The following is a 23,698-nucleotide window of genomic DNA, read 5'->3' as shown; positions in this document are numbered from 1 at the left end:
AAGGAGCCATCTTGATCAGCGTTTTAATTACTCAATTTGTCGTATTATGGGCCGTCATTGATCCCGTTGGTACCGTGCCGATTTATCTATCTCAAACTCAAGGACTGACTACCAAGCAAAAACGCTTAGTTGCCCTAAAAGCCGTCGCTATTGCAACCGGTGTATTATTATTCTTTTTGGTGATGGGGCAGATCTTACTAGAAGCGATGCAGATTCCATTGCCAGCCTTCCAAGCTGCTGGTGGATTAGTCTTATTACTATTCGCTTTAAGTATGATTTTTGGTGAAGGAAAACCGGCACAAGAAGCAAAGTTAACTCAAGATCTTAATCGTTCGGATCTGGCAAATTTAGCGGTTTATCCATTGGCGATTCCCTCGATTGCGTCTCCAGGGGCGATGATGGCGATTGTGCTGTTAACTGACAACAATAGAAATTCGATTATCGACCAAAGCTTAACTGCCGGTGTTATGGTTCTGGTATTATTATCAACGTTAGCCTTATTGATTGGCGCGACAGGCATTCATAAAATTATAGGTAATGTCGGTGCGGCAATTATTAGCCGAGTGATGGGGTTAATCTTAGCGGCTGTTGCGGTGAACAATTTACTCTTGGGCGTGAAAAACTTCTATTTTAATTAAGCTCGCTTCCCGCTGACGTTTCCTTATTAGACCTTAGACTAACCTTATTAGACCTTAGCCTAGCCCTAACCAAGAGCTAGGCTAAATTATTCCAACCCATCTCACAAAAAAGCCGCTAAGGTCTTAATTTTCCACTATTCCTGCCCGACTAAAGTTGAAAAGCTCCTGATAAATTCTGCTGCTATTGTTCTTGTGTAACGTTTTATTAACAAATGGTTTTGTCATTTTTTGACGAAAATAATTAAGTAAAACAAAAGGAGAATGGCCATGGCGTTTGAATCTGACAAACATGCCCAAGCCTACTGGAAGGAAAATCTAGGCATTATGGCGACACTACTGACTATTTGGTTCGTGGTGTCTTACTGTGCAGGCATTTTATTTGTCGATGCACTTAATACCATCCAATTTGCAGGATTCAAATTGGGATTTTGGTTTGCACAGCAAGGGTCCATTTATACCTTCGTGGTGTTGATCTTCGTGTATGTCGTTCGCATGAATGCGCTTGATAAAAAATACAGTGTACAAGAAGACTAAGAGGCTAATATATGGATATTCAAATTTGGACGTTTATTCTCGTCGGTATCACATTTGCAGTGTATATCGGCATTGCAATTTGGGCACGGGCTGGTTCAACCAGTGAGTTCTATGTCGCCGGTGGTGGAGTTCACCCGGTTGCTAATGGTATGGCGACGGCTGCCGACTGGATGTCAGCGGCATCATTCATTTCAATGGCAGGTATCATTTCTTTTGCCGGCTACGATGGTTCAGTTTACTTAATGGGTTGGACTGGTGGTTACGTATTATTAGCACTTTGTTTAGCCCCTTATTTACGTAAATTCGGCAAGTTCACGGTCCCTGATTTTATCGGTGATCGTTACTACTCACGTACCGCACGCTTAGTGGCCATCTTCTGTGCCATCTTTGTGTCGTTCACTTATGTGGCAGGCCAAATGCGTGGTGTAGGTGTAGTTTTTGCGCGCTTCTTAGAAGTCGACATTAACCTAGGTATCATCATTGGTATGACGATTGTATTCTTCTATGCGGTATTAGGCGGCATGAAAGGCATTACCTATACTCAGGTAGCACAATTCTGCGTACTGATTTTTGCTTTCCTTGTTCCGGCAGTATTCACCTCTATTATGATGACTGGTCATGTGTTCCCACAAATCAGTATGGGTTCAACAATCTCAGGCTCTGATGTATACCTAATGGATCGTTTAGAAGGGTTAACACAAGAATTAGGCTTTAACTCCTATGTAAATGGTTCGAAAAGTACGGTCGATATCTTCTTCATTACCGCTGCATTAATGGTGGGTACAGCAGGTTTACCACACGTAATTATTCGTTTCTTTACTGTACCTAAAGTAAAAGATGCTCGAATCTCTGCAGGTTGGGCACTTTTGTTCATCTCGCTACTTTATACAACGGCTCCAGCTGTCGCATCATTTGCTCGCGTAAACTTGATTGAAACAATCAACGGCCCAGATCAACAAGGTGTTACCGTTGAAAATGCCCCAAGCTGGTATAACAACTGGGAAAGCACTGGTCTTGTTTCTTGGGAAGACAAAAATGGCGATGGAAAAATGTTCTACTCTGGCGATGAGCGTAATGAGATGAACATCAACCGTGACATCATCGTACTGGCTTCTCCAGAGCTGGCCAAATTACCCAACTGGGTAGTAGCACTACTAGCAGCGGGTGGTCTAGCAGCCGCACTATCGACAGCAGCAGGCTTACTATTGGTCATATCGACCTCAATCTCTCATGATTTACTGAAGAAAGAGCTCAAGCCTAATATGACCGATAAACAAGAACTATTATTTGCTCGAGGGGCCGCAGCACTAGCGGTAATTGGTGCTGGTTACTTAGGCATTAATCCACCAGGCTTTGTGGCACAGGTGGTAGCCTTTGCCTTCGGCTTAGCAGCAGCATCCTTCTTCCCAGCCATCATCTTAGGTATTTTCTATAAGAAGATGAACAAGGAAGGTGCGATTGCCGGTATGGTGACAGGTATTACCTTTACTGCTGCTTACATCATTTACTTCAAGTTCGTAAACCCTGCGGCAAGCACACCTGACAACTGGTTCTTCGGCATCAGCCCAGAAGGTATCGGTACGCTAGGTATGTGTCTGAACTTCGTAGTATCAATTGTGGTGAACAAGTTCACGGCTGAAGTACCAAGAGAGGTACAAGATATGGTTGAGTCAATCCGCTTCCCGAAAGGCGCAGGTGAAGCTCATAACCACTAAAACTTAAATCAAATAGCCTAAGTGAAACAAAGCCCGAAGCGTATATATTCTTCGGGCTTTTGGTTGCTTTAAAGGCATTAATTAATATTGATAGCTGTCATCCTTGAGGAGCCTAAGCGACATCGAGGATCTATATACAGCGCGTGGTGAGTAGATTCCCGCTCTCGCTTAGGCTCGGCAGGAATGACGATACTCCAATGAGCTAACCATCTAACTAACCCTTCTCTACCTCAATCCCCAACACTTGCGCAACGGCTTCAAGCTCAGCTAAATCTTCCACAAACAACAAAGCATTCGAATCATCGACGGCAAGATAAAAACTGCCTGCACCGTCTGGAGTATTAATGGTGATCGCATGGATGTTTTCCACTTTATCTGTCACCACTAACCCCCCCATCGCAATACGTACTTGTCCTTGGAAAATTTCGACCAACACACCTTGCTTAGTTTGATACTCACCCATCATCACTTACATCCTTTTACTATTCATTTCATACAAACCAATCATCATAACCGATTCAATACAGCTCTTAACTTTAACGGTTTAACTGGTTTAGTTAAAAATTGAAAACCACCCGCTTTTATCGCTCGGTTCACTTCTTCTGAGCGATCAGCACTGATCACAACCCCGGCAAAGCTATCACCTATTTTATCTCTTAATACATCCAGTACTTCTAAACCGGTGCGACCATTATCTAAGTGATAGTCAGAAAAGACGACTTCTGGGTTCCAGTCGTGCTCTAACGCACTGATACTTTGCTTAAGATCGATCGCAGTACGGACCTCACAGCCCCAACGTTCAAGTAAGGTTTTCATGCCTAACAAGATATCCGGTTCATTATCAACACACAGTACTTTAATATTGGCCAGTGGAGCATGTTCGATAACTTGGGCTTTCACAGGTTCTACTGGTAACTGATGGCAGCGCTTCAAACTCACAGAAAATACCGTACCTTGTTGTGGCCATGAGCGCAGATCTAGGTGATGTCCCAGCAACCGAGTGATTCCGCGAGCGATGGCTAAACCTAATCCTAGCCCTTGATCGGCGCGATTTTCATCGACTCGGGTAAATTCATCGAAAATTTCACTCTGTTTTTCCAATGGAATGCCAATGCCGTTATCCCACACTTCAATACGAATATCATCCTGCGTACGTCGCACACCAAGTAATACTTTGCCTCGACGACCTTCTTGTTGACTATAACGAAATGCATTAGTCAGTAGGTTTTGCAGTACTCGACGGAGTAATTTTGGATCGGATTCAACAATCAACTGAGTCGGTACTCGCTCAAATTCAACATTTTGCTCTGCCGCTAATACGCTAAATTCTGCATCCAACTTGTCTAGTACTTCACGCAATTCAAAACAGCGAATATCGGTCGGCACTTTACCGGACTCTAAACGTGAAATATCCAACAGATCACCAATTAAATCTTCCGCCGCCCCTAAAGCACTTTCGATATGAGCAGAAAATTGCTTAGTATTATCATCACTGGCAGTTTCGTTGAGCGATGAGGCAAACAAACGTGCAGCATTGAGCGGTTGCATTAAATCATGGCTAACAGCAGCCAATAGTCGGCTTTTGGATTGAGAAGCTTGTTGTGCATCTTGAGTTGCACTCACCAGTTTGGTGTTTAGATTTTCTAACTCGTGGGTACGCTCTTGTACTCGGTCTTCTAAGGTTTCATTCGCTTCTTTTAATGCTTGTTCGGCGCGCCGGAAAGCAGTGATATCAGAAAAACTCATGACAAAGCCGCCACCAGGCATTGGGTTACCTTGTACTTCAATCACTTGACCATCTTCGCGGGTTCGAGAAGATGTGTGTTGAGTTCCGCGCTCTAAATGCTCAACCCGACGGCGAACATGTATTTCAGGATCGCCCGGCCCACATAAACCTTGCTGGGAATTATGACGAATAATATCAGCAATAGGTCGCCCGACTTGAATTAAACCCGGAGGAAAATCAAATAGCTCCAAATAACGCTGATTCCACGCCACCAGTCGTAACTGCTTATCAACTACCGCAATACCTTGGCTAACGTGTTCAATCGCCCCTTGCAATAACCCACGGCTAAAGTCATACAGCTCGGAGGCTTCATCGACTATCGCTGCCACTTCTTCCAACTGCATATTGCGACCTTGCAGCGCCGAGGTCAGCACTAAACGCGCGGAAGATGCACCAAATACCCCCGCTAGTACCCGCTCGGTGTGACGAATCAATGGTGCGGAAGCCTGTTGTTGAGGTAGTAACGTTTCTGGTTGTTGTGACCAAAAAAGTTGGAAAGCATTACGTGCTCGCTTGCGACCAACAAAGCGTGAAGCCAGCATTTCTAATTCTGCCACACAGACTCGACTTTGATACAAACTGACATCTTCACTTTCTGGAAATGGTGTACCAACAAACGAAGCGGCTTGCAGGCGTTCACTTAAACTCGAACGCGTCACTAAAGAAACAAAAACGTAGGCCAAACTGTTCACCACAAGGCTCAACGCCATCCCCCAATCGGAAGACTGTAAATTGAAGCTTTGTAGCCATTCAGGAGGGGTAAGGAACCAGACTAAGAAGTTAGTTTCTTTGCTCCCCGCCAGCATATTGGTTTGCAGCATTAAGGTAGCAAGCCATACCACAAAGCCGAAAGTTAATCCGACATACACACCTTTACGATTCCCCTTGCGCCAATACAAACCGCCAAGTAATGCAGGAGCAAATTGTGCGATTGCCGCGAAAGACAATAAGCCAATCACTGCAAGTGAAGGCACCCTATCAAGTATTTGATAAAAGCCCCATGCTCCCGCTAATAACAGGGCAATCAAAGCGCGACGTACATTGAGTAATAGGCCTGAAATATGTCCAGGTTTGGCCTTAGATAACTTCATTCGGCGCAGTAACATCGGCCACACTAGGTCATTAGACACCATAATGGTAAGTGCAATAGTCGAAACAATTACCATGCCACTGGCAGCAGAAGTCCCCCCTAAATAAGCCAGCAAAGCAATGGTATCTGCACCAACCGATAACGGCAGATTAATCACATAAGCATCCGCACTTGAACTACCCAGTAAATATTGACCAGCCCAAGCGACAGGCAATACAAACAAGCCCATCAATACTAAATAGATAGGAAAGACGCGTCTTGCAACATGCAGATCACGCGCTTGGTCGTTTTCCACTATGATAGTGTGGAACTGACGCGGCAAACAAATGATCGCCGCCATCGTCAATAGCATGTGAATCACTAAAGTGGGAATGTTAGGTGCTTGGTAATACTGTTGTGATAGTTGGCTTAAGCTGATATCCGGAGTTTGATAAATCAGATACATCACAAATATGCCAACCACTAAAAAGGCCAACAGTTTAACTACCGACTCAAACCCCACCGCCATCATAATGCCGCGATGATGCTCAGTGTTATCGATATGGCGAGTACCAAACAACATGGTAAACACCGCCAACACGCCAACCACAAACCATGACACCTGCATATCTTGGTAGCCAAGTTGTTGCATTAAATTGGGCGCAACCAGCCCTAGCCCCATGGTAATACCACGTAATTGCAACGCGATATAAGGCAAGATACCAATAACTGCGATTAAAGTGACGGTTATGGCTAACCCTTGAGATTTACCATAACGCGCCGCGATAAAATCGGCAATCGAGGTAATATGTTCACGTTTGGTGATCAGAATTAAACGCGCGAGAATGCGCCATCCCAGAGTAAACACAAGAATGGGAGCAAGATAAATCGGTAAGAAAGACCACATATCTGCACCAGCTTGACCGACCGTGCCATAGAAAGTCCAAGAGGTACAATAAACCGCAATAGATAAACTATAGATCCAAGGTCGCCAACGAAATAACCAGCTTTTTTGCCTATCACCATACCAGGCAATTAAAAACAGTATCCCTAAATACGCCAGTGATACTGGGATCACTATCCATCCTTGCATATCGCCTCAATCTACCATCCATGTATCTTGATTCGATTGTGCTATGGCGAGCTTTTCCCCTCAATCGCTTTACGCCTAATTTGTGGGCTCAGTGCGAAATTACTGGATAATAAATTCACATCAAATCAGTCTGATGATTTTAATCTTTTGGGATCATCTAATTTAATCAATAGAGCCAGGACGCCCATTGCCGCCATTGCCCAGAAAACGCCCGCGCCCCACACTTGATAACCCCAACCACTTAACGCTGTCATCAAAGCAACAAATGCGCCTAGAGGAATCGCATTGTACAAACCTTGCAATGGCACCATATGACGGTCATCAGACTGCTGAATATAACGAATCGTAGCAAAGTGAGTCAGCGCGAAAGTTAAGCCATGCAACGTCTGCAACCCCGCCAACAGCCAAATATCATGGGTCAGCGCCAGGCCACTCCAACGGACTATCACTGCGACAGAAGCAACTAAAAACATAGCACGCAGCGACCACCCTCCGAATAATCGCGCGCTAAACGCAAATAACAACACTTCGGAAACCACCGAAAAACTCCACAAATAGCCAATCATCGACTCGGGAATCCCTACTTCTTTCCAATGAATGGCACTAAAGCTGTAGTAGGCAGCATGAGAACCTTGAATCAAAGCAATCAAGCACAGAAATTTCACGATTGACCATTGCTTGACTAACCCAATAAGTTTCGGTCGTTCTTGATGCTGATCGGCGGCTTGAGTCACCAATAACTGAGTTGGATTACGCAGAGAAAATAAGGTGGCCACCAATAAACCTGCCATCGCCGTATAGACAATCATATCCGCACCAAAACCATTGGCTAAATAACCCACCAATGTTGAACCAACGATAAAGGACACCGAGCCCCATAAACGACTACGGCCATAATCAATCACTTTCAATTTACTGTAATAGTTAGCGACCGCATCGGACAATGGCATACCGGGACCAAAGCTAGCATTAAAACCGACCGTCGTTAACGCCAACCACCAGAAATCACCGCCAGTCAGCACATGCAAGCTACAGAAAATTAACGAAATAAACGTCAGAATACGCAAAGCTGGTAATAAATATTCGACTTTGTGTAGTCTCGGGGTGAGTAATAAATTAGTTACACAGCGAGTAGCAAAGCCTAACCCAATTAACAGTCCAATATCTGTTGAGGAGACACCTTGTTGTGAAAGCCATAAGCCCCAAAAAGGCAAGTACACACCATAAACAAAAAAGAAGCCGAAAAAATATTGCGATATCCAGCCGAAAGGCGCGGGCTTGAGCATGATTCCATCCAAGGTTTTGTTGAGATACAAAAATCAAACGATATTATGCCTGTAAACCCACGAAGTGACTATTCAAGTAATATTAAAAATACCGAGCCCCCATGATCGAATTAAGATATATAGCCAAACTTCTTGAAGTTGCAATGAGGTGACAAGAGGATGAAGCCCCATGAGCATAGCTTGCCTATTCAATTGGGATGACAACAAAGCGGCAACTTCAAGAACAAAGGATATAGACCAAAGTCGTCTAGCGTGGTTACTAGAAAATAGCCACACTGATACCTCACATTTTTGTATGAGTATGAGTGTCGTTGCCATGCCTGATAAATTTAATATGACATTAGCACCTTTTGATCGCTTGTCAGAACAGCAACGGGCACAACTACGCTCGAATCTTGATGTGGCTTACTTTCGCCAATCCGACACCATACTCACTCCAGGAAAATGTGATGAAAATCTGTATGTATTAATTAAGGGCGCAGTAGAAGAAACCAGTGATGATGGTCGAGAAGTGTTTGCTCATTACGCCCATGAAGATATGTTTGATGTACGATCACTACTTGATGGCAACATAAAACATCGTTATACCGCCCTAGAAGACACACTTACCTACCTACTTCCTCAACGTATTTTCTTAACCTTATATGAAGAAAATGAAGATTTTGCCGCTTATTTTGATAACAACCTATCCGCTCGCCAACAACGAATTGAACAAGCACATAATCAACAAAATCTAGCTGAATTTATTCTGACCAAAGTTGATGCAGCTATCTACACCCCAGCATTAATACTTGAGGCGGATGCCAATTTAAAACAAGCCACCGAACAGATGCAGCAACATGGCAGTGATGCAGCATTAATTGCCTTGCCCACTCACCGACATGCCAATCAACAACATACCGATTCACAATTACCGTTTGGCATAATTACTCGTACCGATTTATTGCACGCCATTGCCCTAGATCAACAACCGCTTGATTACCCTGCTCAACAAGTGGCGAATTCTCCGGTTCTGCATGTGCCTGAAGGTGATTATTTATTTGATGCCATGATCATAATGACCCGTTACAAGTGCAAACGCCTTGCGGTAACTCAAGGGCAACAAATCATCGGTATGCTTAACCTCACCCAAGTGCTGAGCGCATTTTCAACCCATTCGCACGTATTAACCTTAAGAATTGCTAACGCCAATAATCTAGAGGAACTGATCGATGCGGCCAGTCGACAACGAGAATTAGTACACACCCTGCAACATAACGGTATTCGTACTCGATTTATTATGGAGCTTATTTCTGCAGTCAATGAACAGATCATAGAGAAAGCGTTTGAGCTTATTGTACCAGCGCACTTACATGATCACTGTTGCTTATTGGTACTCGGCTCGGAAGGACGTGGCGAACAAATTCTCAAAACCGATCAAGATAATGCGTTAATCATTAAAGATGGTCTACATTGGCATCAATTTGGCCCTTTGATGGACAGTTTCAGTGAAACTTTGCAACGGCTTGGTTATCCACCGTGCCCCGGTAAAGTGATGGTCAACAATCCTGAATGGGTCAAAAATCAGCTTGATTGGAAAAAATGCTTACAACAATGGGCCAAAGAAAGTTCGTCATCTTCGGTGATGAAACTGGCGATTTTTTCGGACGCTCAAGCCATTGCTGGCAATAAAAGTCTACTCAAACCACTGAAACAACAGCTACACATTTTAATGCACAATAATGGGCTAGGCTTGATGGAATTCGCTCGTCCTGCGCTAGGCTTTGCGGTGCCATTAACCTTTTTTGGCCAAGTAAAACAAAGCAAACAAGGCATTGATATTAAACAAGGTGGGATTTTCCCAATCGTACACGGCATTCGCACTTTGGCACTAGAGCATCAAATTCTCGCTAGCAATACTTTCGAGCGAATTGAACAGCTACAAAAACAAAATATTCTAGAAAGCTTAACTGCTGATAATTTATCGGAAGCCCTCAAACTGTTTATCAAGTGGCGACTATCACAACAACTGACTTGCCAACATAGTCACAATCAACTGGATGTCCAAAGCCTCAATCGTAGTGAGCGCGATCTACTACGCCATAGCCTACATGTAGTCAAAAAGTTCAAGCAATGGCTTGGTTACCATTATCAAATTAGGGAGTAAGCGTATGAACACTCTGCAGCGTTTATATTGGTTTTATCGCCTAAAAGGTTCTCCGTATCAACCGTTATTTGGCATGATCCCCAAAGGTGAATTTGTGTCTTTAGATTGCGAAACTACCAGCTTAAATCCACAACAAGCGGAATTGGTCACCATTGCTGCCACCAAAATCATCAACAACAAAATCATTACAAGTGAGCCGTTTCATATCAAGCTGAAAGCGCCGCAATCGTTATGTTCCAATTCAGTGAAAATTCATCGTATTCGCCATAATGATTTAGCTGAAGGCTACTCGGAAGCCGAAGGATTAGAGAAATTACTGGCATTTATCGGCAATCGCCCATTGGTGGGATACCACATCCGTTATGACAAAACGATACTCGATCGCGCTTATAAAAAGCACTTTGGGTTTCCACTCCCTAATCCATTAATTGAAGTCAGCCATCTTTATCATGAGCAACTAGAACGCCTACTCCCCAACGCTTATTGCGATTTAAGTTTAGAGGCGATTTGTCGACACTTAGAACTACCGATTCAAGAACGCCATGATGCCCTACAAGATGCCATTACCGCAGCATTGATTTATGTTCGGCTCACTTACGGCAGCATGCCAAACCCAAGTCTTGCTTATCGAAAAGGTTAAAACATCCGATCCAGCTCTCATTTCATCCGATAATTTTAGCTAAAAAACCTTTATTAACAATATCTAAGCCTAAAGTCTAATTGTAGAAAACACCTCATAGGCGGAAAGTAAGATAAAACAAAAAAGACAACCCCCTACAGATTAAGAATTGAGTCCTACTCAAGCAAGGAGAGCCCAATGAGTGAAGTTCATATTCATCCAGTTAAAGAAAACATCTTGCAGCAAACTCACGCCGATAATGACACTTACTTATCCATGTACCAGGAATCGGTCAATAACCCACAAGGTTTCTGGGACAAGCACGGCAAGATTGTTGATTGGATCAAACCTTTTACTCAGGTTAAAAATACGTCTTTTGAACCTGGCAACATCAGCATCAAATGGTTTGAAGATGGCCAGCTTAACGTCTCCGCTAACTGTATTGACCGTCATCTCGCAGAACGTGGTGATGAAGTCGCGATTATTTGGGAAGGTGATGATCCAAACGATGACGCGCAAATCACCTTTAACCAACTGCATGAAAAAGTGTGTCGCTTCTCCAATGTATTAAAAGCACAGGGCGTGAAAAAAGGCGACGTGGTTTGTCTTTATATGCCAATGGTGCCAGAAGCCGCCGTCGCCATGCTAGCATGTACTCGTATCGGTGCTATCCACACTGTCGTCTTTGGCGGTTTCTCTCCTGATGCTCTGGCCGGTCGTATTATTGATTCTAACGCAAAAGTTGTGATCACCGCCGATGAAGGGGTACGCGGTGGACGCGCCGTGCCACTTAAAGCTAACGTAGACCAAGCTTTGCAAAACCCAGAAAACAATATTAGCAGCGTGGTAGTTTTCCAACGCACTGGTGGCAATGTTGAATGGAATGCTGAGCGTGATATTTGGTGGCATGAAGCAACCGAACAAGCCTCGCCAGAATGCGCGCCAGAACCAATGAATGCTGAAGACCCGCTATTTATTCTCTACACTTCAGGGTCAACCGGTAAACCAAAAGGCGTACTTCATACCACTGGCGGTTACTTAGTGTATGCCACGATGACATTCAAATATGTGTTCGACTACCAACCAAATGACGTGTTCTGGTGTACCGCTGATGTCGGCTGGATCACTGGTCACACTTACCTTGTATATGGCCCACTCTCTAACGGTGCAAAAACCATTCTATTTGAAGGGGTGCCAAACTATCCGAATACTAGCCGAATGAGCGAAGTGGTTGATAAACATCAAGTCAGCATTTTATATACCGCACCAACGGCGATTCGTGCACTCATGGCAAAAGGCGATGAAGCAATTAAAGGCACCAATCGTTCCAGCCTACGCATTATGGGCTCGGTAGGTGAACCAATTAACCCTGAAGCTTGGGAGTGGTACTACAAAACCATCGGTGATGAACGTTGCCCAATTGTTGATACTTGGTGGCAAACAGAAACTGGCGGCATTTTGATCACGCCACTTCCGGGCGCAACCGAACTAAAACCGGGTTCAGCCACACGTCCATTCTTTGGTGTGCAACCAACATTATTTGATAATGAAGGAGATACACTGGAAGGTGCTAACGAAGGTAACTTAGTGATCACCGACTCTTGGCCGGGACAAATGCGCACTATTTATGGTGACCATGACCGCTTTGAGCAAACCTACTTTTCAACCTTTAAAGGGGTTTACACCACAGGTGATGGCGCACGCCGTGATGAAGATGGTTATTACTGGATCACAGGTCGTGTCGATGACGTACTTAATGTATCAGGTCACCGCATGGGTACCGCAGAGATTGAATCGGCTCTCGTGGCATTTGATAAAATTGCCGAAGCGGCGATTGTCGGTATTCCACATGATATTAAAGGTCAGGCGATTTATGCTTACATCACGCTAAATGATGGTGAGTTCCCATCTGCGGAATTACATAAAGAAGTCAAAGACTGGGTACGTAAAGAAATTGGCCCAATCGCCACGCCAGATGTACTGCACTGGACAGATTCTCTACCGAAAACTCGTTCAGGTAAAATTATGCGCCGCATCTTACGTAAAATTGCCACCGGTGATACCGGCAACCTAGGAGATACTTCAACTCTTGCCGACCCAAGCGTAGTCGATAAGCTAATCGAAGAAAAAGCGAATTTGGTGTAGATATCGATCGCGACACCTAAAGCGTAAAAATAAATAATAAAGACCGTGGCTTAGGCTGCGGTTTTTTTCGTTACTCGATTCTCGGGCGCTACGCTGCTCATGGCTCGAAAAAGAAAAAGCCCTTCTCACTTCAATCATAATATTGAAGGTTTCACATCAATGTCGAGAAACGAGCCACGAGACTCCGAAAACCGGCTATCACCTCATTAGACCAGTAAAATGCTGCGATTTGCGCTGATTTAGCTATAATTGGACAAATCATTAGATGTAGCGTCATTTTTTTTGCTATCTTACTTAGCAAAGCATCAAAATTATGACATGATGCATTTTACATTCACTTTAATGGATATTAGCCACACAATGTCAGCAAACTTACGAGTTCTAGTCTTAAATGGGCCGAATTTAAATTTGCTCGGGTTACGTGAACCGACGCATTATGGTTCTAATACATTGTCGGATATTGTTAATAACTTAGAGGCGCAAGCTAAAGAGTTAGGTATCGAACTGTCTCATTTACAATCGAATCGTGAATACGAATTGATCGAAGCAATTCATGCCGCCTACAACACCGTCGACTTTATCATCATCAACCCTGCCGCGTTTACCCACACTAGTGTGGCATTACGCGATGCATTGCTTGGAGTAAAGATTCCATTTATTGAAGTGCACCTATCGAACGTTCACGCTCGCGAAGCTTTCCGCCATCATTCTTATCTTTCTGATAAAGCAGTTGGTGTGATTTGCGGGCTCGGTGCTCAAGGTTACCAATTTGCACTCTCGGCAGCGCACACTCATTTAAGCCAAACATCATCGGTTTAATGACGTCGCTACCAAGATTTCACGCGTTCAAATTACTTGACCGCGTTTACGATATTGGCAGTAGTTTAACTATTGTCGTGAAATGAATAATTAAATTAATAGAGAACACATTATGGATATTCGTAAAATCAAGAAGCTTATCGAGCTAGTAGAAGAATCTGGCATCGCTGAACTTGAGATCTCTGAAGGTGAAGAATCAGTACGCATCAACCGCTATAGCAATCAAGCGGCGCCTGCGGCTCCAGTTCAATATGCAGCAGCTCCTGCTCCAGCAGCGCCTGCGGCTGCTCCAGCGGCATCTGAACCAGCAGCGCCTGCGGCTGCTCCAGTAGAAACTGGTCACAAAGTACTTTCACCAATGGTTGGTACTTTCTACCGTTCTCCAAGCCCAGAAGCGAAATCTTTCATCGAAGTTGGTCAAAGCGTACAAGAAGGTCAAACGCTTTGTATCGTTGAAGCGATGAAAATGATGAACCAAATTGAAGCTGATAAAACAGGTGTTGTTAAAGCTATTCTTGTTGAAGATGGCCAGCCTGTTGAATTCGATCAACCGCTTGTTGTGATTGAATAAATCTGTTGTCTCAAACAGATCTCTCATCATTAACACCGCAACAAGAGGCAATAAAATGCTAGATAAATTAGTCATCGCGAACCGAGGCGAAATCGCCCTACGTATTCTTCGCGCATGTAAAGAGCTAGGCATTAAAACGGTCGCCATTCACTCAACGGCTGACCGTGATTTAAAACATGTACTACTTGCAGATGAAACCATTTGTATTGGTCCCGCTCGCAGTACAGATAGCTACCTAAACGTGCCACGCATTATTTCTGCTGCAGAAGTATCGGGCGCAGTTGCTATCCACCCAGGTTACGGTTTCTTATCTGAGAATGCCGATTTCGCTGAACAAGTTGAAAAATCTGGCTTCATCTTCGTTGGCCCGAAAGCTGAAACGATTCGCCTAATGGGTGATAAAGTTTCTGCTATCAACGCAATGAAAAAAGCTGGCGTACCTTGTGTACCGGGTTCTGATGGTCCGTTAGACGATGACGATGCGAAAAATCGTGCCTTTGCAAAACGTATTGGCTACCCAGTTATCATCAAGGCCTCTGGTGGCGGCGGTGGTCGTGGTATGCGTGTCGTACGTAAAGATGCCGATTTGGTTGAAGCAATTGCAATGACTCGCTCTGAAGCAAAATCTTTCTTCAACAATGACATGGTTTACATGGAGAAATACCTAGAAAACCCTCGTCACATTGAAGTTCAAGTATTAGCAGATGGCCAAGGCGGCGCAATCCACCTAGGTGAGCGTGACTGTTCAATGCAACGTCGTCACCAAAAAGTGGTAGAAGAAGCTCCAGCTCCGGGTATTACCGAAGAAATGCGTCAATACATTGGTGAGCGTTGTACGCGTGCTTGTATTGAAATCGGCTACCGTGGCGCCGGTACTTTCGAGTTCCTATACGAAAACGGCGAGTTCTACTTCATCGAAATGAACACTCGTATTCAGGTAGAGCACCCAGTGACAGAAATGGTAACTGGCATTGACCTAATCAAAGAGCAATTACGTATTGCAGCAGGCCAACCTTTATCATTCACGCAGAACGATATTAAGATCCGCGGCCATGCGGTTGAGTGTCGTATCAATGCGGAAGATCCAGTGCGCTTCCTACCTTGTCCGGGTAAAATCCAACACTTCCATCCACCAGGTGGTATGGGGGTTCGTTGGGAATCTCACGTGTATGCTGGCTACTCTGTACCGCCACACTACGATTCAATGATCGGCAAGCTTATTACTTTCGGTGAAAACCGTGATGTTGCAATTGCACGTATGAAGAATGCATTAGCTGAAACCATCATTGATGGCATCAAAACCAACATTCCTCTACAGCTAGACATCATGATGGATGAAAACTTCCAGCACGGTGGTGCAAACATTCATTACCTTGAGAAGAAGTTAGGGTTACAGTAAAAGCAGGTTGCTAGGAGCTAGTCCCTAGTTACTAGGAAAAGATAAGAGACCGTGGTGAAAACTGCGGTCTTTTTTTTGTTTTCGGGTTTCGGTACTCGGGCTCTTTCTTGCTTAAGCAAGAAAGAGCGTTAATAAGTGATACAAAAAGCTGTCATCCTTGAGGAGCCTAGGCGACATCGAGGATCTATATTCAACGCGCTGTGAGTAGATTCCCGCTCTCGCCTAGACTCGGCAGGAATGACGTTTTTTTGTTGGGAATTGTGCGTTTCGAGTGACGCGTCTCGTGTTGCGTGTAAGAGCGATCAGCCTCTCGCAATATTTTTTGCTCTTGCTTTTACACGCAACACGAAGCGAAGCGCTCACACAACGCGCAACCATCTTTTCGCTTTTCCAAGCCACGAGAAGTAAAACGCCCGAGATTCGAGTAACGCTCATTTATCCTATTTGTGTTTCTTTTGATTGTTTGTAAAAATGCTTCCCCTCTCTTCACCTCAGTAAAGATCATCTCGATGAAAACACTACAGGCTCGTTATCGACAAGCACATAAAGAAGCTAAGTGGGCGATTGGCCTCGCCTTAGCCTATTTTGTCTGGTGGTATATTTCCGCTTATGGTTTAGCGCCTAGCCCACAAAACATCACCAAGATGCCAACCCTCTACTTTGGTTTCCCGTTATGGTTTTTAATGGCTTGTATAGTCGGCCCAGTTATCTTTACTTTACTGTGCGCTGCGATGGTGAAATGGATGTATAAAGATATGTCACTAGAAATCGAACAAGAAGAACATCATGAATAGCCAAATTCTTATCCCGTTAGCATTATACCTTATTGCGGTGTTCGGTCTGGCTTTTTGGAGTAGTCGCCACAGCAACAAACAAGGTTTTTTAAATGAATATCTAGTCGGTGGTCGTAGCATGGGCGGCTTTGTATTGGCGATGACCCTTGCTGCTACTTATGCCAGTGCCAGCTCCTTTATTGGTGGCCCAGGCGCAGCTTATCAAATGGGACTTGGTTGGGTATTACTGGCGATGATCCAATTGCCTGCGACTTGGCTGACTCTCGGCGTATTAGGTAAAAAGTTTGCCATTGAAGCCCGTCGTCATAATGCTCTTACTTTAAACGATATTCTGTACGCCCGTTATAAAAATCGCGGTGTCGTAGTGTTTGCATCGTTATCTTTATTGTTAGCTTTCTTTGGCACCATGGTGGTTCAGTTTGTCGGTGGTGCGCGTTTGCTGCAAACCGTGACTGGGCTTTCTTACACCCACGGCTTGATGATTTTTGCTATTACGGTTGGCTTGTACACGACGATTGGCGGTTTTCGCGCCGTCGTCATGACCGATACTTTGCAAGGCATCATGATGATTATTGGTACGATTGCATTACTAGTCGGTATCGTGCATGCAGGTGGTAGCATTGGCGAAATCGTCACCGACTTACACAGCATTGATCCGGCTTTAATTACCCCTTACGGACCAAACCACTTTCTCACCGAACCTTTTATGATGAGCTTTTGGGTACTAGTGTGTTTTGGGGTGATTGGTTTGCCCCACGCCGCGGTGCGCTGTATGTCATATAAAGACAGTGGCTCTCTACACAAAGGCATGGTAATCAGTACCATTATGGTGGCACTATTGATGTTAGGCATGCACTTAGCCGGCGCTTTTGGTCGTGCTATCGTGTCGGATATCGCTAGTCCTGACCAAATTATGCCAACCTTAATGATCACAGTTCTCCCACCCGTCGTTGCCGGAGTTTTCTTAGCTGGGCCAATGGCGGCAATTATGTCGACGATTGACTCACAATTAATTCAAGCCTCCGCGACCTTATTGAAAGACTTATACATCAACTACATCAACCCTTCGATGGCACAAGGCGAAAAAGCGGAAAAAACACTACCGAAACTATCATTATGGGTCACCGGTATTTTTGCTGCGTTAGTGTTTGTCGCGGCGCTTAACCCACCGGATATGATCATCTGGCTAAATCTATTAGCCTTTGGCGGCATGCAAGCGGTATTCCTATGGCCATTGGTATTAGGGCTTTATTGGAAAAACGCTTCGGCAACTGGCGCTTTCGCGTCAATGGTGGTTGGGCTGTTTTCTTATATCGCATTCAGTACCTTCAAACCGGACATGGGCGGTATACATGCCATCGTACCGACACTACTACTTGGATTAATCGCCTTTATCATTGGTAGTAAGCTCAAGCCCAACACTCAGCTTCAAACCGTTGATACAAAGACGGTATATTGAAGCCACTTAAGTATATAATCTCTACAAGGCGAGGCGCATCTGCTAAACTTCGCCTCAATTCTTATTTATCCAAATTAACCTAGCAAGAGGCCAATCCCATGCCTTGGATTCAAATTAAACTTAATGCCACTGACACTAACGCCGAAGCCATTGGCGACATGTTAATGGAAGAAACGGGCGCGTTATCTGTCACTTTCTTAGATGCCAAAGATACCCCTGTATTTGAACCACTACCGGGTGAAACTCGTTTATGGGGTGAAACAGACATCCTCGCGCTTTACGATGCAGAGATTGATACTCAACTCGTATTAAACCAAATCAAAGGCAGCCAAATGCTCAGCGACGATTTTGCTTATAAAATTGAGCAGATCGAAGATAAAGACTGGGAACGTGAATGGATGGATAACTTCCACCCAATGCAATTTGGTCAGCGTCTATGGATTTGCCCAAGCTGGCGCGAAATCCCTGATCCAAGTGCCGTTAATGTGATGCTTGATCCGGGCCTAGCATTTGGTACCGGTACTCACCCAACGACCTCTGTATGTTTAGAGTGGTTAGAAGGCTTAGATCTTGAAGGCAAAACGGTCATCGACTTTGGTTGTGGCTCTGGCATTTTAGCGATTGCAGCTATCAAACTAGGCGCTGCCAAAGTGATTGGTATTGATATCGATCCACAAGCGATTTTGGCTTCACGCGATAATGCTGAGCGTAACGGCGTAGCAGACCAATTAGAATTATTCCTACCTCAAGACCAACCAGAAGGCTTAATTGCCGATGTCGTGGTTGCTAACATCCTTGCAGGGCCATTACGCGAGCTTTCAGACGTAATCACTAGCCTAGTCAAACCAAATGGTTTATTGGCTATGTCTGGCGTGCTTGATTCGCAAGCAGCCGATGTTGCGACTTACTACCAAGATGCTTTCGAACTTGACCCAATTATCGAGCAACAAGAATGGTGCCGCATCTCGGGTCAAAAAAAGCCTCAGTAGCGCAGCATTAAAAACTTTTTATCTCTACCCTCGGGGTTAATTGACTGAAAAGTAGACAATTTCGCAAACTATTTATGAAATGGTCAAATATTAGTCTTTTCACGCCCCGAAAAAATGCGTAAAATGCGCGCCCTTGCCGAGATGAAGTGTGATGCTGTTTTGAAAATCGGAAATTATACATTACCGAACAACCTAATCGTCGCCCCGATGGCGGGTGTGACCGATAGACCGTTTCGTGAATTGTGTCTTCGATATGGTGCAGGAATGGCTGTCAGTGAAATGATGTCCTCCAATCCTAAAGTTTGGAACACATCCAAGTCGCTACAACGCATGGTACATGAAGGCGAATCGGGCATTCGTTCTGTACAAATTGCGGGCGCAGATCCTGATCTCATGGCACAAGCTGCGCAAATCAGTGTTGAAAACGGTGCTCAAATCATCGACATCAACATGGGTTGTCCAGCCAAAAAAGTGAACAAAAAACTGGCAGGTTCCGCGTTGTTGCAGCACCCCGATATTATCGAGCAGATATTAAAAGCGGTGGTGAATGCAGTTGAGGTTCCAGTAACCTTAAAAACGCGCACAGGATGGGACACAGACAATAAAAACTGTGTTGAAGTTGCCAAGATGGCTGAGCAATGTGGCATACAAGCGCTGGCACTCCACGGGAGAACGCGAGCTTGCATGTACAAAGGCGAAGCAGAATACGACAGCATTAGAGCCGTCAAACAAGCTATCTCTATCCCGGTAATCGCCAATGGTGATATTGATAGCCCAGAAAAAGCGAAATACGTATTAGATTACACTGGTGCGGATGCTCTAATGATTGGTAGGCCTGCCCAAGGTCGACCTTGGATTTTTAACCAGATCCAACATTTTTTACAAACCGGAGAACACTTGCCACCGCTTCCAGCAGAAGAAGTGCAAGACATCTTAATTGGTCATGTTCAAGCCCTTCATGAGTTTTATGGAGAGTTTTTAGGCCCTCGCATCGCTCGTAAGCATGTGGGTTGGTATCTAAAAGAGCATGATAGTGAAGGTGAGTTCCGCCGTATTTTCAACGCCATCGAAGATGCAGAAAAGCAAATTGATGTGCTAAGAAATTATTTTTATACCACGAGTATTTAAACACTCGCAGCAAGACGACCCGCGTATGAAGCCTAGTGATTCAGGTTAATAAGCATCGTCAACAACGCTGTCGCTTTAAACATAAGCAGGGTAAATACCACCCTAAATAGTTAAAGTTACAGCTAGGCGGCAAGTGAACGAGGCCCCATGAGTTTAGCTCGTCTAAATGATTGGGGTGAGAGAACGCTGCCAACAACGCTGTCGCTTTAAATATGACGGGTATCGTTGCATTATAATTACCAGAAGAAGAGCTAAGACTAATTATGTTCGAACAAAATCTGACTTCAGAACCATTCACAGTTACTACTGTTACATCACAAGACCAGATCACACAGAAGCCACTACGTGACTCTGTAAAAGCATCTTTAAAGAACTACCTTGCTCAGTTAAATGGCCAAGACGTTAACGATCTTTACGAATTAGTATTAGCTGAAGTTGAACAACCAATGCTAGATATGGTTATGCAGTACACTCGCGGCAACCAAACTCGCGCAGCGAACATGATGGGTATCAACCGTGGTACTCTTCGTAAGAAGCTTAAAAAATACGGCATGAACTAAAATTAAGTTAGTTTGATATAATAAAGGCTTACTATGATTTGTAAGCCTTTCCTATTATTGAAAACTCTATAAAAGAAATATTGCTATCTATTTTAAACATATCCAAAACCATCACTTCTCCTGAATCAATAACTCCCTCTCAATTTTTTCATTCACTTTCTTCTCACCATTCTCGAAGATGCAAGATAAATCTGAAAAATATCAGCTATAGTTGACTCTCTAAGCCGTGATGATGGCCATATTTCACTATTCAAGCAGAGTTCATGAAAAATACAGTTACGATCAAAGACATTGCCAAAAAAGCCGAAGTATCGACCACAACAGTGTCAATGGCATTAAGGAGTAAGGGAAATATTTCAACTAAAACAAGAGATAGAATCATTAAGATTGCTCACGATATTGGCTATGTACGCAATCACCTTGCCGCCAAATTGCGATCTAAATACAGCAAAACCGTTGGTATCGTGGTAGGTGATATAAGTTGTGAATACACATCCCATGCTTTAAAAAGCTTGCTTGATAGACTGCAAAAACAAGATTATCTGATCAATATTTATCAATGCGATCATCAATGGAAAAAACTCACCGAACAAACTCATCAGCTCGTCTCCCAAGGAGTTGATGGGATCTTTTACTGTTTATCTGAAGGCGCTTGTTATCATGCGGCATTAGATTTTGTCCCGGATGATTTACCCATTATTGATTTATCAAAAAATACTATCTTTACCGATAAAGTCGATTATCTCGGTATCGACCACGCTAACTCAGGAAGAATGGCAACAGACTATTTCATTAATCAAGGTCACAGAAAAGTTGCCTATGTCGGAGGCGAAACCGGCTCAATGTGCAGAGCTGAGCGAATTTCAGGCTACTTTAAAGCCCTTAATCACGCCAATTTATCCGTAAGCATCCATTGTGTTTTGGATTCAGATGAAGGGTTATCTGAAAGAATTTTTCATTTATTAAAAGAAGATGCAGCTATCTCGGCCGTGATCTGTCATGATCTTCAATCCTACGGTGAAGCGTGTATTGCCATCGAACGTTTAGGCCACAAGGTTGGCTACGATCAAGTCTTCGGTAAAGTTGTCTCTTTGATCTGCTTTGTGGATACAAGACCAACCTTCACTTTTAACTATCAACCTTTATTTATTTCAGCCGATCTGGGGGAAATAGGCGTTCAAGCTTGCCGACGATTTTTTGAGGTCAACCAAGAAATGGAAGACTCTCCCAAAGAGAAATCTCCTTCTTTTCGCCTGATGATCCCGTCTAGCATTCATCATAAATAACCATTTTATTAAAATTTTCGAGAAGTAAAACGTTTAACTAAAAAGTCGATTTATAAAGTAAAACGTTTAATTTTTAATAAAAACATCGCTTTATTTCGCTTACTTGACTTGGCCCTTCTTATAATCTCCTTGTCATGAATTCAAGGAGGAAATGATTTATGAACCTTATAAAATCACTCACTGGCGCCGTTTCCAGATTATCGTTAATTGGCCGTGCGTTAATGCTACCGATTTCACTCTTACCCGCTGCAGGCTTATTGCTCGCCTTTGGAGACAAGTTTGACCTACCATTAATGATGCACGCAGGTGGCGTAATCTTTGATAACTTACCCTTATTATTTGCTATTGGATCGGCGGTGGGCTTAGCTGGAGAATCGGGCATTGCAGCATTATCAGCTGCGGTTTCTATTCTCATCATTAATACCACAATAGGCACGATGTTAAATATCACGCCTGAAATGGCAATGTCCGGTGGAAAATATGCATTAGTGCTTGGTATTCCTACCCTGCAAATGGGTGTGTTTGGAGGGTTAATTTCCGGTATTTTAGCGGCCTACTGCTACAATAAATTTCATGCGATACAGCTTCCTGAATTTCTAGGATTCTTTTCTGGAAAACGTTTTGTTCCCCTCGCCACTGCATTATTTTCTTTTTTTCTTGGTTTATTACTCCCTTATATTTGGGGGCATATTCAAGATGGTATCAATGCGTTATCTGGTATCGTCAATGGTGGCAATCAGGCATTATCCACCTTCATTTTTGGCTTAACAGAAAGGGCGTTAATCCCTCTTGGATTGCACCATATTTGGTACCCTTCTTTCTGGTATTCGTTTGGTGAGTACACAACGACAACAGGACAAGTTATTCATGGGGATCAAACCATTTGGTTCAAAATGCTTGCCGAAGGTGTGAAATCCTTCTCGACTGATAGCTACCAAAATGCTGGGAAGTTTATGCAAGGCGAGTTTCCTTTGATGCTGTTTGCACTGCCTGCGGCTTGTTTGGCCATGTACCATGAAGCTCACACCAAAAACAAAAAAATCGCCGCGGGTATTTTATTTTCTGCTGCATTAACTTGTTTCTTAACCGGCATTACGGAACCTGTGGAATTCACCTTTATTTTTGTTGCACCTATTTTGTACGTCTTTAACGCTATCATGGCGGGCCTGTCTTACATGGCGATGTATTTATTAGATGCTCATATTGCGAAATCGTTCTCAGCGGGGTTAATTGACTATATCTCATTTGGTATTGTTCCATCACTCAATGGTTTTGAAACCAATTATTTAAGCGCGGTGATTGTCGGCATCCCAATGGCAATTATCTATTATGCTGTATTCCGGTTTGTAATCAGAAGGTTAGATGTAAAAACTCCGGGTCGTGTCACCATCACGACTAACATTGATGACATTTCAGATAATGAGTTAGCCACCAAAGTACTCGCAAGTGTGGGCGGACTTGATAACATTCAATCATCTACGGCTTGTATCACACGATTGCGATTACAACTTAAACAAGGTGATCTTATTGATAAAGATAGCCTCACCCAATTAGGTGCTAAAGGAGTGGTTTATGTCGGCGATACTGGAATTCAAGTGATCCTTGGCTCCAGAGCGCAATTTATTTCTAATGAAATTGAAGGGCTATTAAAAGCATAATAAA

The 23,698-nt window shown here is 43.8% G+C and carries 19 protein-coding genes; 16 read left to right on the top strand and 3 right to left on the bottom strand.

Features of this window, described 5'->3' with window-relative positions:
* Positions 1-11 precede the first annotated feature (11 nt).
* The 3 genes from ACE3G9_RS07400 (at position 12) to ACE3G9_RS07390 (ending at position 2,887) form a co-directional block, all read left to right on the top strand.
* Complete coding sequence (locus ACE3G9_RS07400; protein WP_417879556.1) at positions 12-638, top strand: MarC family protein; 627 nt, start codon at positions 12-14, stop codon at positions 636-638.
* A gap of 267 nt (positions 639-905) precedes the next feature.
* A complete protein-coding gene (locus ACE3G9_RS07395) occupies positions 906-1,172 on the top strand; it encodes a DUF4212 domain-containing protein (RefSeq protein ID WP_417879555.1) in 267 nt (88 codons plus the stop codon).
* 11 nt (positions 1,173-1,183) lie between these two features.
* A complete protein-coding gene (locus ACE3G9_RS07390) occupies positions 1,184-2,887 on the top strand; it encodes a sodium:solute symporter family protein (protein ID WP_449218810.1) in 1,704 nt (567 codons plus the stop codon).
* A 214-nt stretch (positions 2,888-3,101) separates the two neighbouring features.
* Here ACE3G9_RS07390 and ACE3G9_RS07385 read toward each other — a convergent pair whose 3' ends face one another.
* The 3 genes from ACE3G9_RS07385 to ACE3G9_RS07375 all read right to left on the bottom strand — a co-directional run bounded on the left by ACE3G9_RS07385 (position 3,102) and on the right by ACE3G9_RS07375 (position 8,121).
* On the bottom strand, positions 3,102-3,353 hold the full coding sequence (locus ACE3G9_RS07385; protein WP_237296149.1) for a hypothetical protein: 252 nt from the start codon (positions 3,351-3,353) through the stop codon (positions 3,102-3,104).
* A gap of 41 nt (positions 3,354-3,394) precedes the next feature.
* Complete coding sequence (locus ACE3G9_RS07380) at positions 3,395-6,835, bottom strand: hybrid sensor histidine kinase/response regulator (RefSeq protein ID WP_417879553.1); 3,441 nt, start codon at positions 6,833-6,835, stop codon at positions 3,395-3,397.
* 125 nt (positions 6,836-6,960) lie between these two features.
* A complete protein-coding gene (locus ACE3G9_RS07375; protein ID WP_449218809.1) occupies positions 6,961-8,121 on the bottom strand; it encodes a 3-phenylpropionate MFS transporter in 1,161 nt (386 codons plus the stop codon).
* A gap of 316 nt (positions 8,122-8,437) precedes the next feature.
* Here ACE3G9_RS07375 and ACE3G9_RS07370 point away from each other — a divergent pair, with 316 nt between their 5' ends.
* From ACE3G9_RS07370 to ACE3G9_RS07310, 13 genes are all read left to right on the top strand, one after another.
* Positions 8,438-10,267: a DUF294 nucleotidyltransferase-like domain-containing protein gene (locus ACE3G9_RS07370; protein WP_449218861.1), complete on the top strand. Its 1,830-nt coding sequence runs from the start codon at positions 8,438-8,440 to the stop codon at positions 10,265-10,267.
* A 4-nt stretch (positions 10,268-10,271) separates the two neighbouring features.
* Complete coding sequence (locus tag ACE3G9_RS07365) at positions 10,272-10,907, top strand: 3'-5' exonuclease (protein ID WP_449218808.1); 636 nt, start codon at positions 10,272-10,274, stop codon at positions 10,905-10,907.
* Positions 10,908-11,084: 177 nt separating this feature from the next.
* Entirely contained in the window at positions 11,085-13,031 is a 1,947-nt protein-coding gene (gene acs / locus ACE3G9_RS07360) for an acetate--CoA ligase (protein WP_449218807.1), read from the top strand.
* A 360-nt stretch (positions 13,032-13,391) separates the two neighbouring features.
* The gene (gene aroQ, locus ACE3G9_RS07355) at positions 13,392-13,850 is read left to right on the top strand and encodes a type II 3-dehydroquinate dehydratase (RefSeq protein WP_417879549.1); all 459 of its coding nucleotides are present in this window, start codon (positions 13,392-13,394) and stop codon (positions 13,848-13,850) included.
* A gap of 112 nt (positions 13,851-13,962) precedes the next feature.
* The gene (gene accB, locus ACE3G9_RS07350; protein ID WP_417879548.1) at positions 13,963-14,421 is read left to right on the top strand and encodes an acetyl-CoA carboxylase biotin carboxyl carrier protein; all 459 of its coding nucleotides are present in this window, start codon (positions 13,963-13,965) and stop codon (positions 14,419-14,421) included.
* Positions 14,422-14,476: 55 nt separating this feature from the next.
* Positions 14,477-15,820 carry an acetyl-CoA carboxylase biotin carboxylase subunit gene (gene accC / locus ACE3G9_RS07345; protein ID WP_417879547.1) on the top strand — a complete coding sequence of 448 codons (1,344 nt, stop codon included), beginning with the start codon at positions 14,477-14,479 and terminating at the stop codon, positions 15,818-15,820.
* A gap of 509 nt (positions 15,821-16,329) precedes the next feature.
* The gene (locus tag ACE3G9_RS07340; RefSeq protein ID WP_417879546.1) at positions 16,330-16,614 is read left to right on the top strand and encodes a YhdT family protein; all 285 of its coding nucleotides are present in this window, start codon (positions 16,330-16,332) and stop codon (positions 16,612-16,614) included.
* On the top strand, positions 16,607-18,073 hold the full coding sequence (gene panF, locus ACE3G9_RS07335; RefSeq protein WP_417879545.1) for a sodium/pantothenate symporter: 1,467 nt from the start codon (positions 16,607-16,609) through the stop codon (positions 18,071-18,073). Before ACE3G9_RS07340 ends, panF begins: the two co-directional genes overlap by 8 nt.
* A gap of 98 nt (positions 18,074-18,171) precedes the next feature.
* Positions 18,172-19,062: a 50S ribosomal protein L11 methyltransferase gene (gene prmA / locus ACE3G9_RS07330; RefSeq protein ID WP_449218806.1), complete on the top strand. Its 891-nt coding sequence runs from the start codon at positions 18,172-18,174 to the stop codon at positions 19,060-19,062.
* Between the two features lie 159 nt (positions 19,063-19,221).
* Entirely contained in the window at positions 19,222-20,190 is a 969-nt protein-coding gene (dusB, locus tag ACE3G9_RS07325) for a tRNA dihydrouridine synthase DusB (protein ID WP_417879543.1), read from the top strand.
* Positions 20,191-20,453: 263 nt separating this feature from the next.
* Positions 20,454-20,750: a DNA-binding transcriptional regulator Fis gene (gene fis / locus ACE3G9_RS07320; RefSeq protein WP_027695356.1), complete on the top strand. Its 297-nt coding sequence runs from the start codon at positions 20,454-20,456 to the stop codon at positions 20,748-20,750.
* Between the two features lie 263 nt (positions 20,751-21,013).
* Positions 21,014-22,036 (top strand): LacI family DNA-binding transcriptional regulator, encoded by a 1,023-nt coding sequence (locus tag ACE3G9_RS07315; protein ID WP_449218805.1) that lies wholly within the window; start codon positions 21,014-21,016, stop codon positions 22,034-22,036.
* 158 nt (positions 22,037-22,194) lie between these two features.
* Positions 22,195-23,694 carry a PTS transporter subunit EIIC gene (locus tag ACE3G9_RS07310; protein ID WP_449218804.1) on the top strand — a complete coding sequence of 500 codons (1,500 nt, stop codon included), beginning with the start codon at positions 22,195-22,197 and terminating at the stop codon, positions 23,692-23,694.
* Positions 23,695-23,698: the final 4 nt, after the last annotated feature.

The organism is Vibrio sp. E150_018, assembly GCF_053544035.1.
This window is presented reverse-complemented; position numbering and strand designations above follow the sequence as displayed.

Excerpts from the sequence above, each read along its gene's own strand:
- accC (WP_417879547.1), top strand. The coding sequence starts at position 14,477 with ATGCTAGATAAATTAGTCATCGCGAACCGAGGCGAAATCGCCCTACGT.
- ACE3G9_RS07315 (WP_449218805.1), top strand. The coding sequence starts at position 21,014 with ATGAAAAATACAGTTACGATCAAAGACATTGCCAAAAAAGCCGAAGTA.
- panF (WP_417879545.1), top strand. The coding sequence starts at position 16,607 with ATGAATAGCCAAATTCTTATCCCGTTAGCATTATACCTTATTGCGGTG.
- ACE3G9_RS07380 (WP_417879553.1), bottom strand. The coding sequence starts at position 6,835 with ATGCAAGGATGGATAGTGATCCCAGTATCACTGGCGTATTTAGGGATA.
- ACE3G9_RS07370 (WP_449218861.1), top strand. The coding sequence starts at position 8,438 with ATGCCTGATAAATTTAATATGACATTAGCACCTTTTGATCGCTTGTCA.
- prmA (WP_449218806.1), top strand. The coding sequence starts at position 18,172 with ATGCCTTGGATTCAAATTAAACTTAATGCCACTGACACTAACGCCGAA.
- ACE3G9_RS07365 (WP_449218808.1), top strand. The coding sequence starts at position 10,272 with ATGAACACTCTGCAGCGTTTATATTGGTTTTATCGCCTAAAAGGTTCT.
- ACE3G9_RS07340 (WP_417879546.1), top strand. The coding sequence starts at position 16,330 with ATGAAAACACTACAGGCTCGTTATCGACAAGCACATAAAGAAGCTAAG.
- accB (WP_417879548.1), top strand. The coding sequence starts at position 13,963 with ATGGATATTCGTAAAATCAAGAAGCTTATCGAGCTAGTAGAAGAATCT.
- ACE3G9_RS07390 (WP_449218810.1), top strand. The coding sequence starts at position 1,184 with ATGGATATTCAAATTTGGACGTTTATTCTCGTCGGTATCACATTTGCA.
- ACE3G9_RS07375 (WP_449218809.1), bottom strand. The coding sequence starts at position 8,121 with ATGCTCAAGCCCGCGCCTTTCGGCTGGATATCGCAATATTTTTTCGGC.
- ACE3G9_RS07385 (WP_237296149.1), bottom strand. The coding sequence starts at position 3,353 with ATGATGGGTGAGTATCAAACTAAGCAAGGTGTGTTGGTCGAAATTTTC.
- ACE3G9_RS07395 (WP_417879555.1), top strand. The coding sequence starts at position 906 with ATGGCGTTTGAATCTGACAAACATGCCCAAGCCTACTGGAAGGAAAAT.
- fis (WP_027695356.1), top strand. The coding sequence starts at position 20,454 with ATGTTCGAACAAAATCTGACTTCAGAACCATTCACAGTTACTACTGTT.
- ACE3G9_RS07310 (WP_449218804.1), top strand. The coding sequence starts at position 22,195 with ATGAACCTTATAAAATCACTCACTGGCGCCGTTTCCAGATTATCGTTA.
- aroQ (WP_417879549.1), top strand. The coding sequence starts at position 13,392 with ATGTCAGCAAACTTACGAGTTCTAGTCTTAAATGGGCCGAATTTAAAT.
- acs (WP_449218807.1), top strand. The coding sequence starts at position 11,085 with ATGAGTGAAGTTCATATTCATCCAGTTAAAGAAAACATCTTGCAGCAA.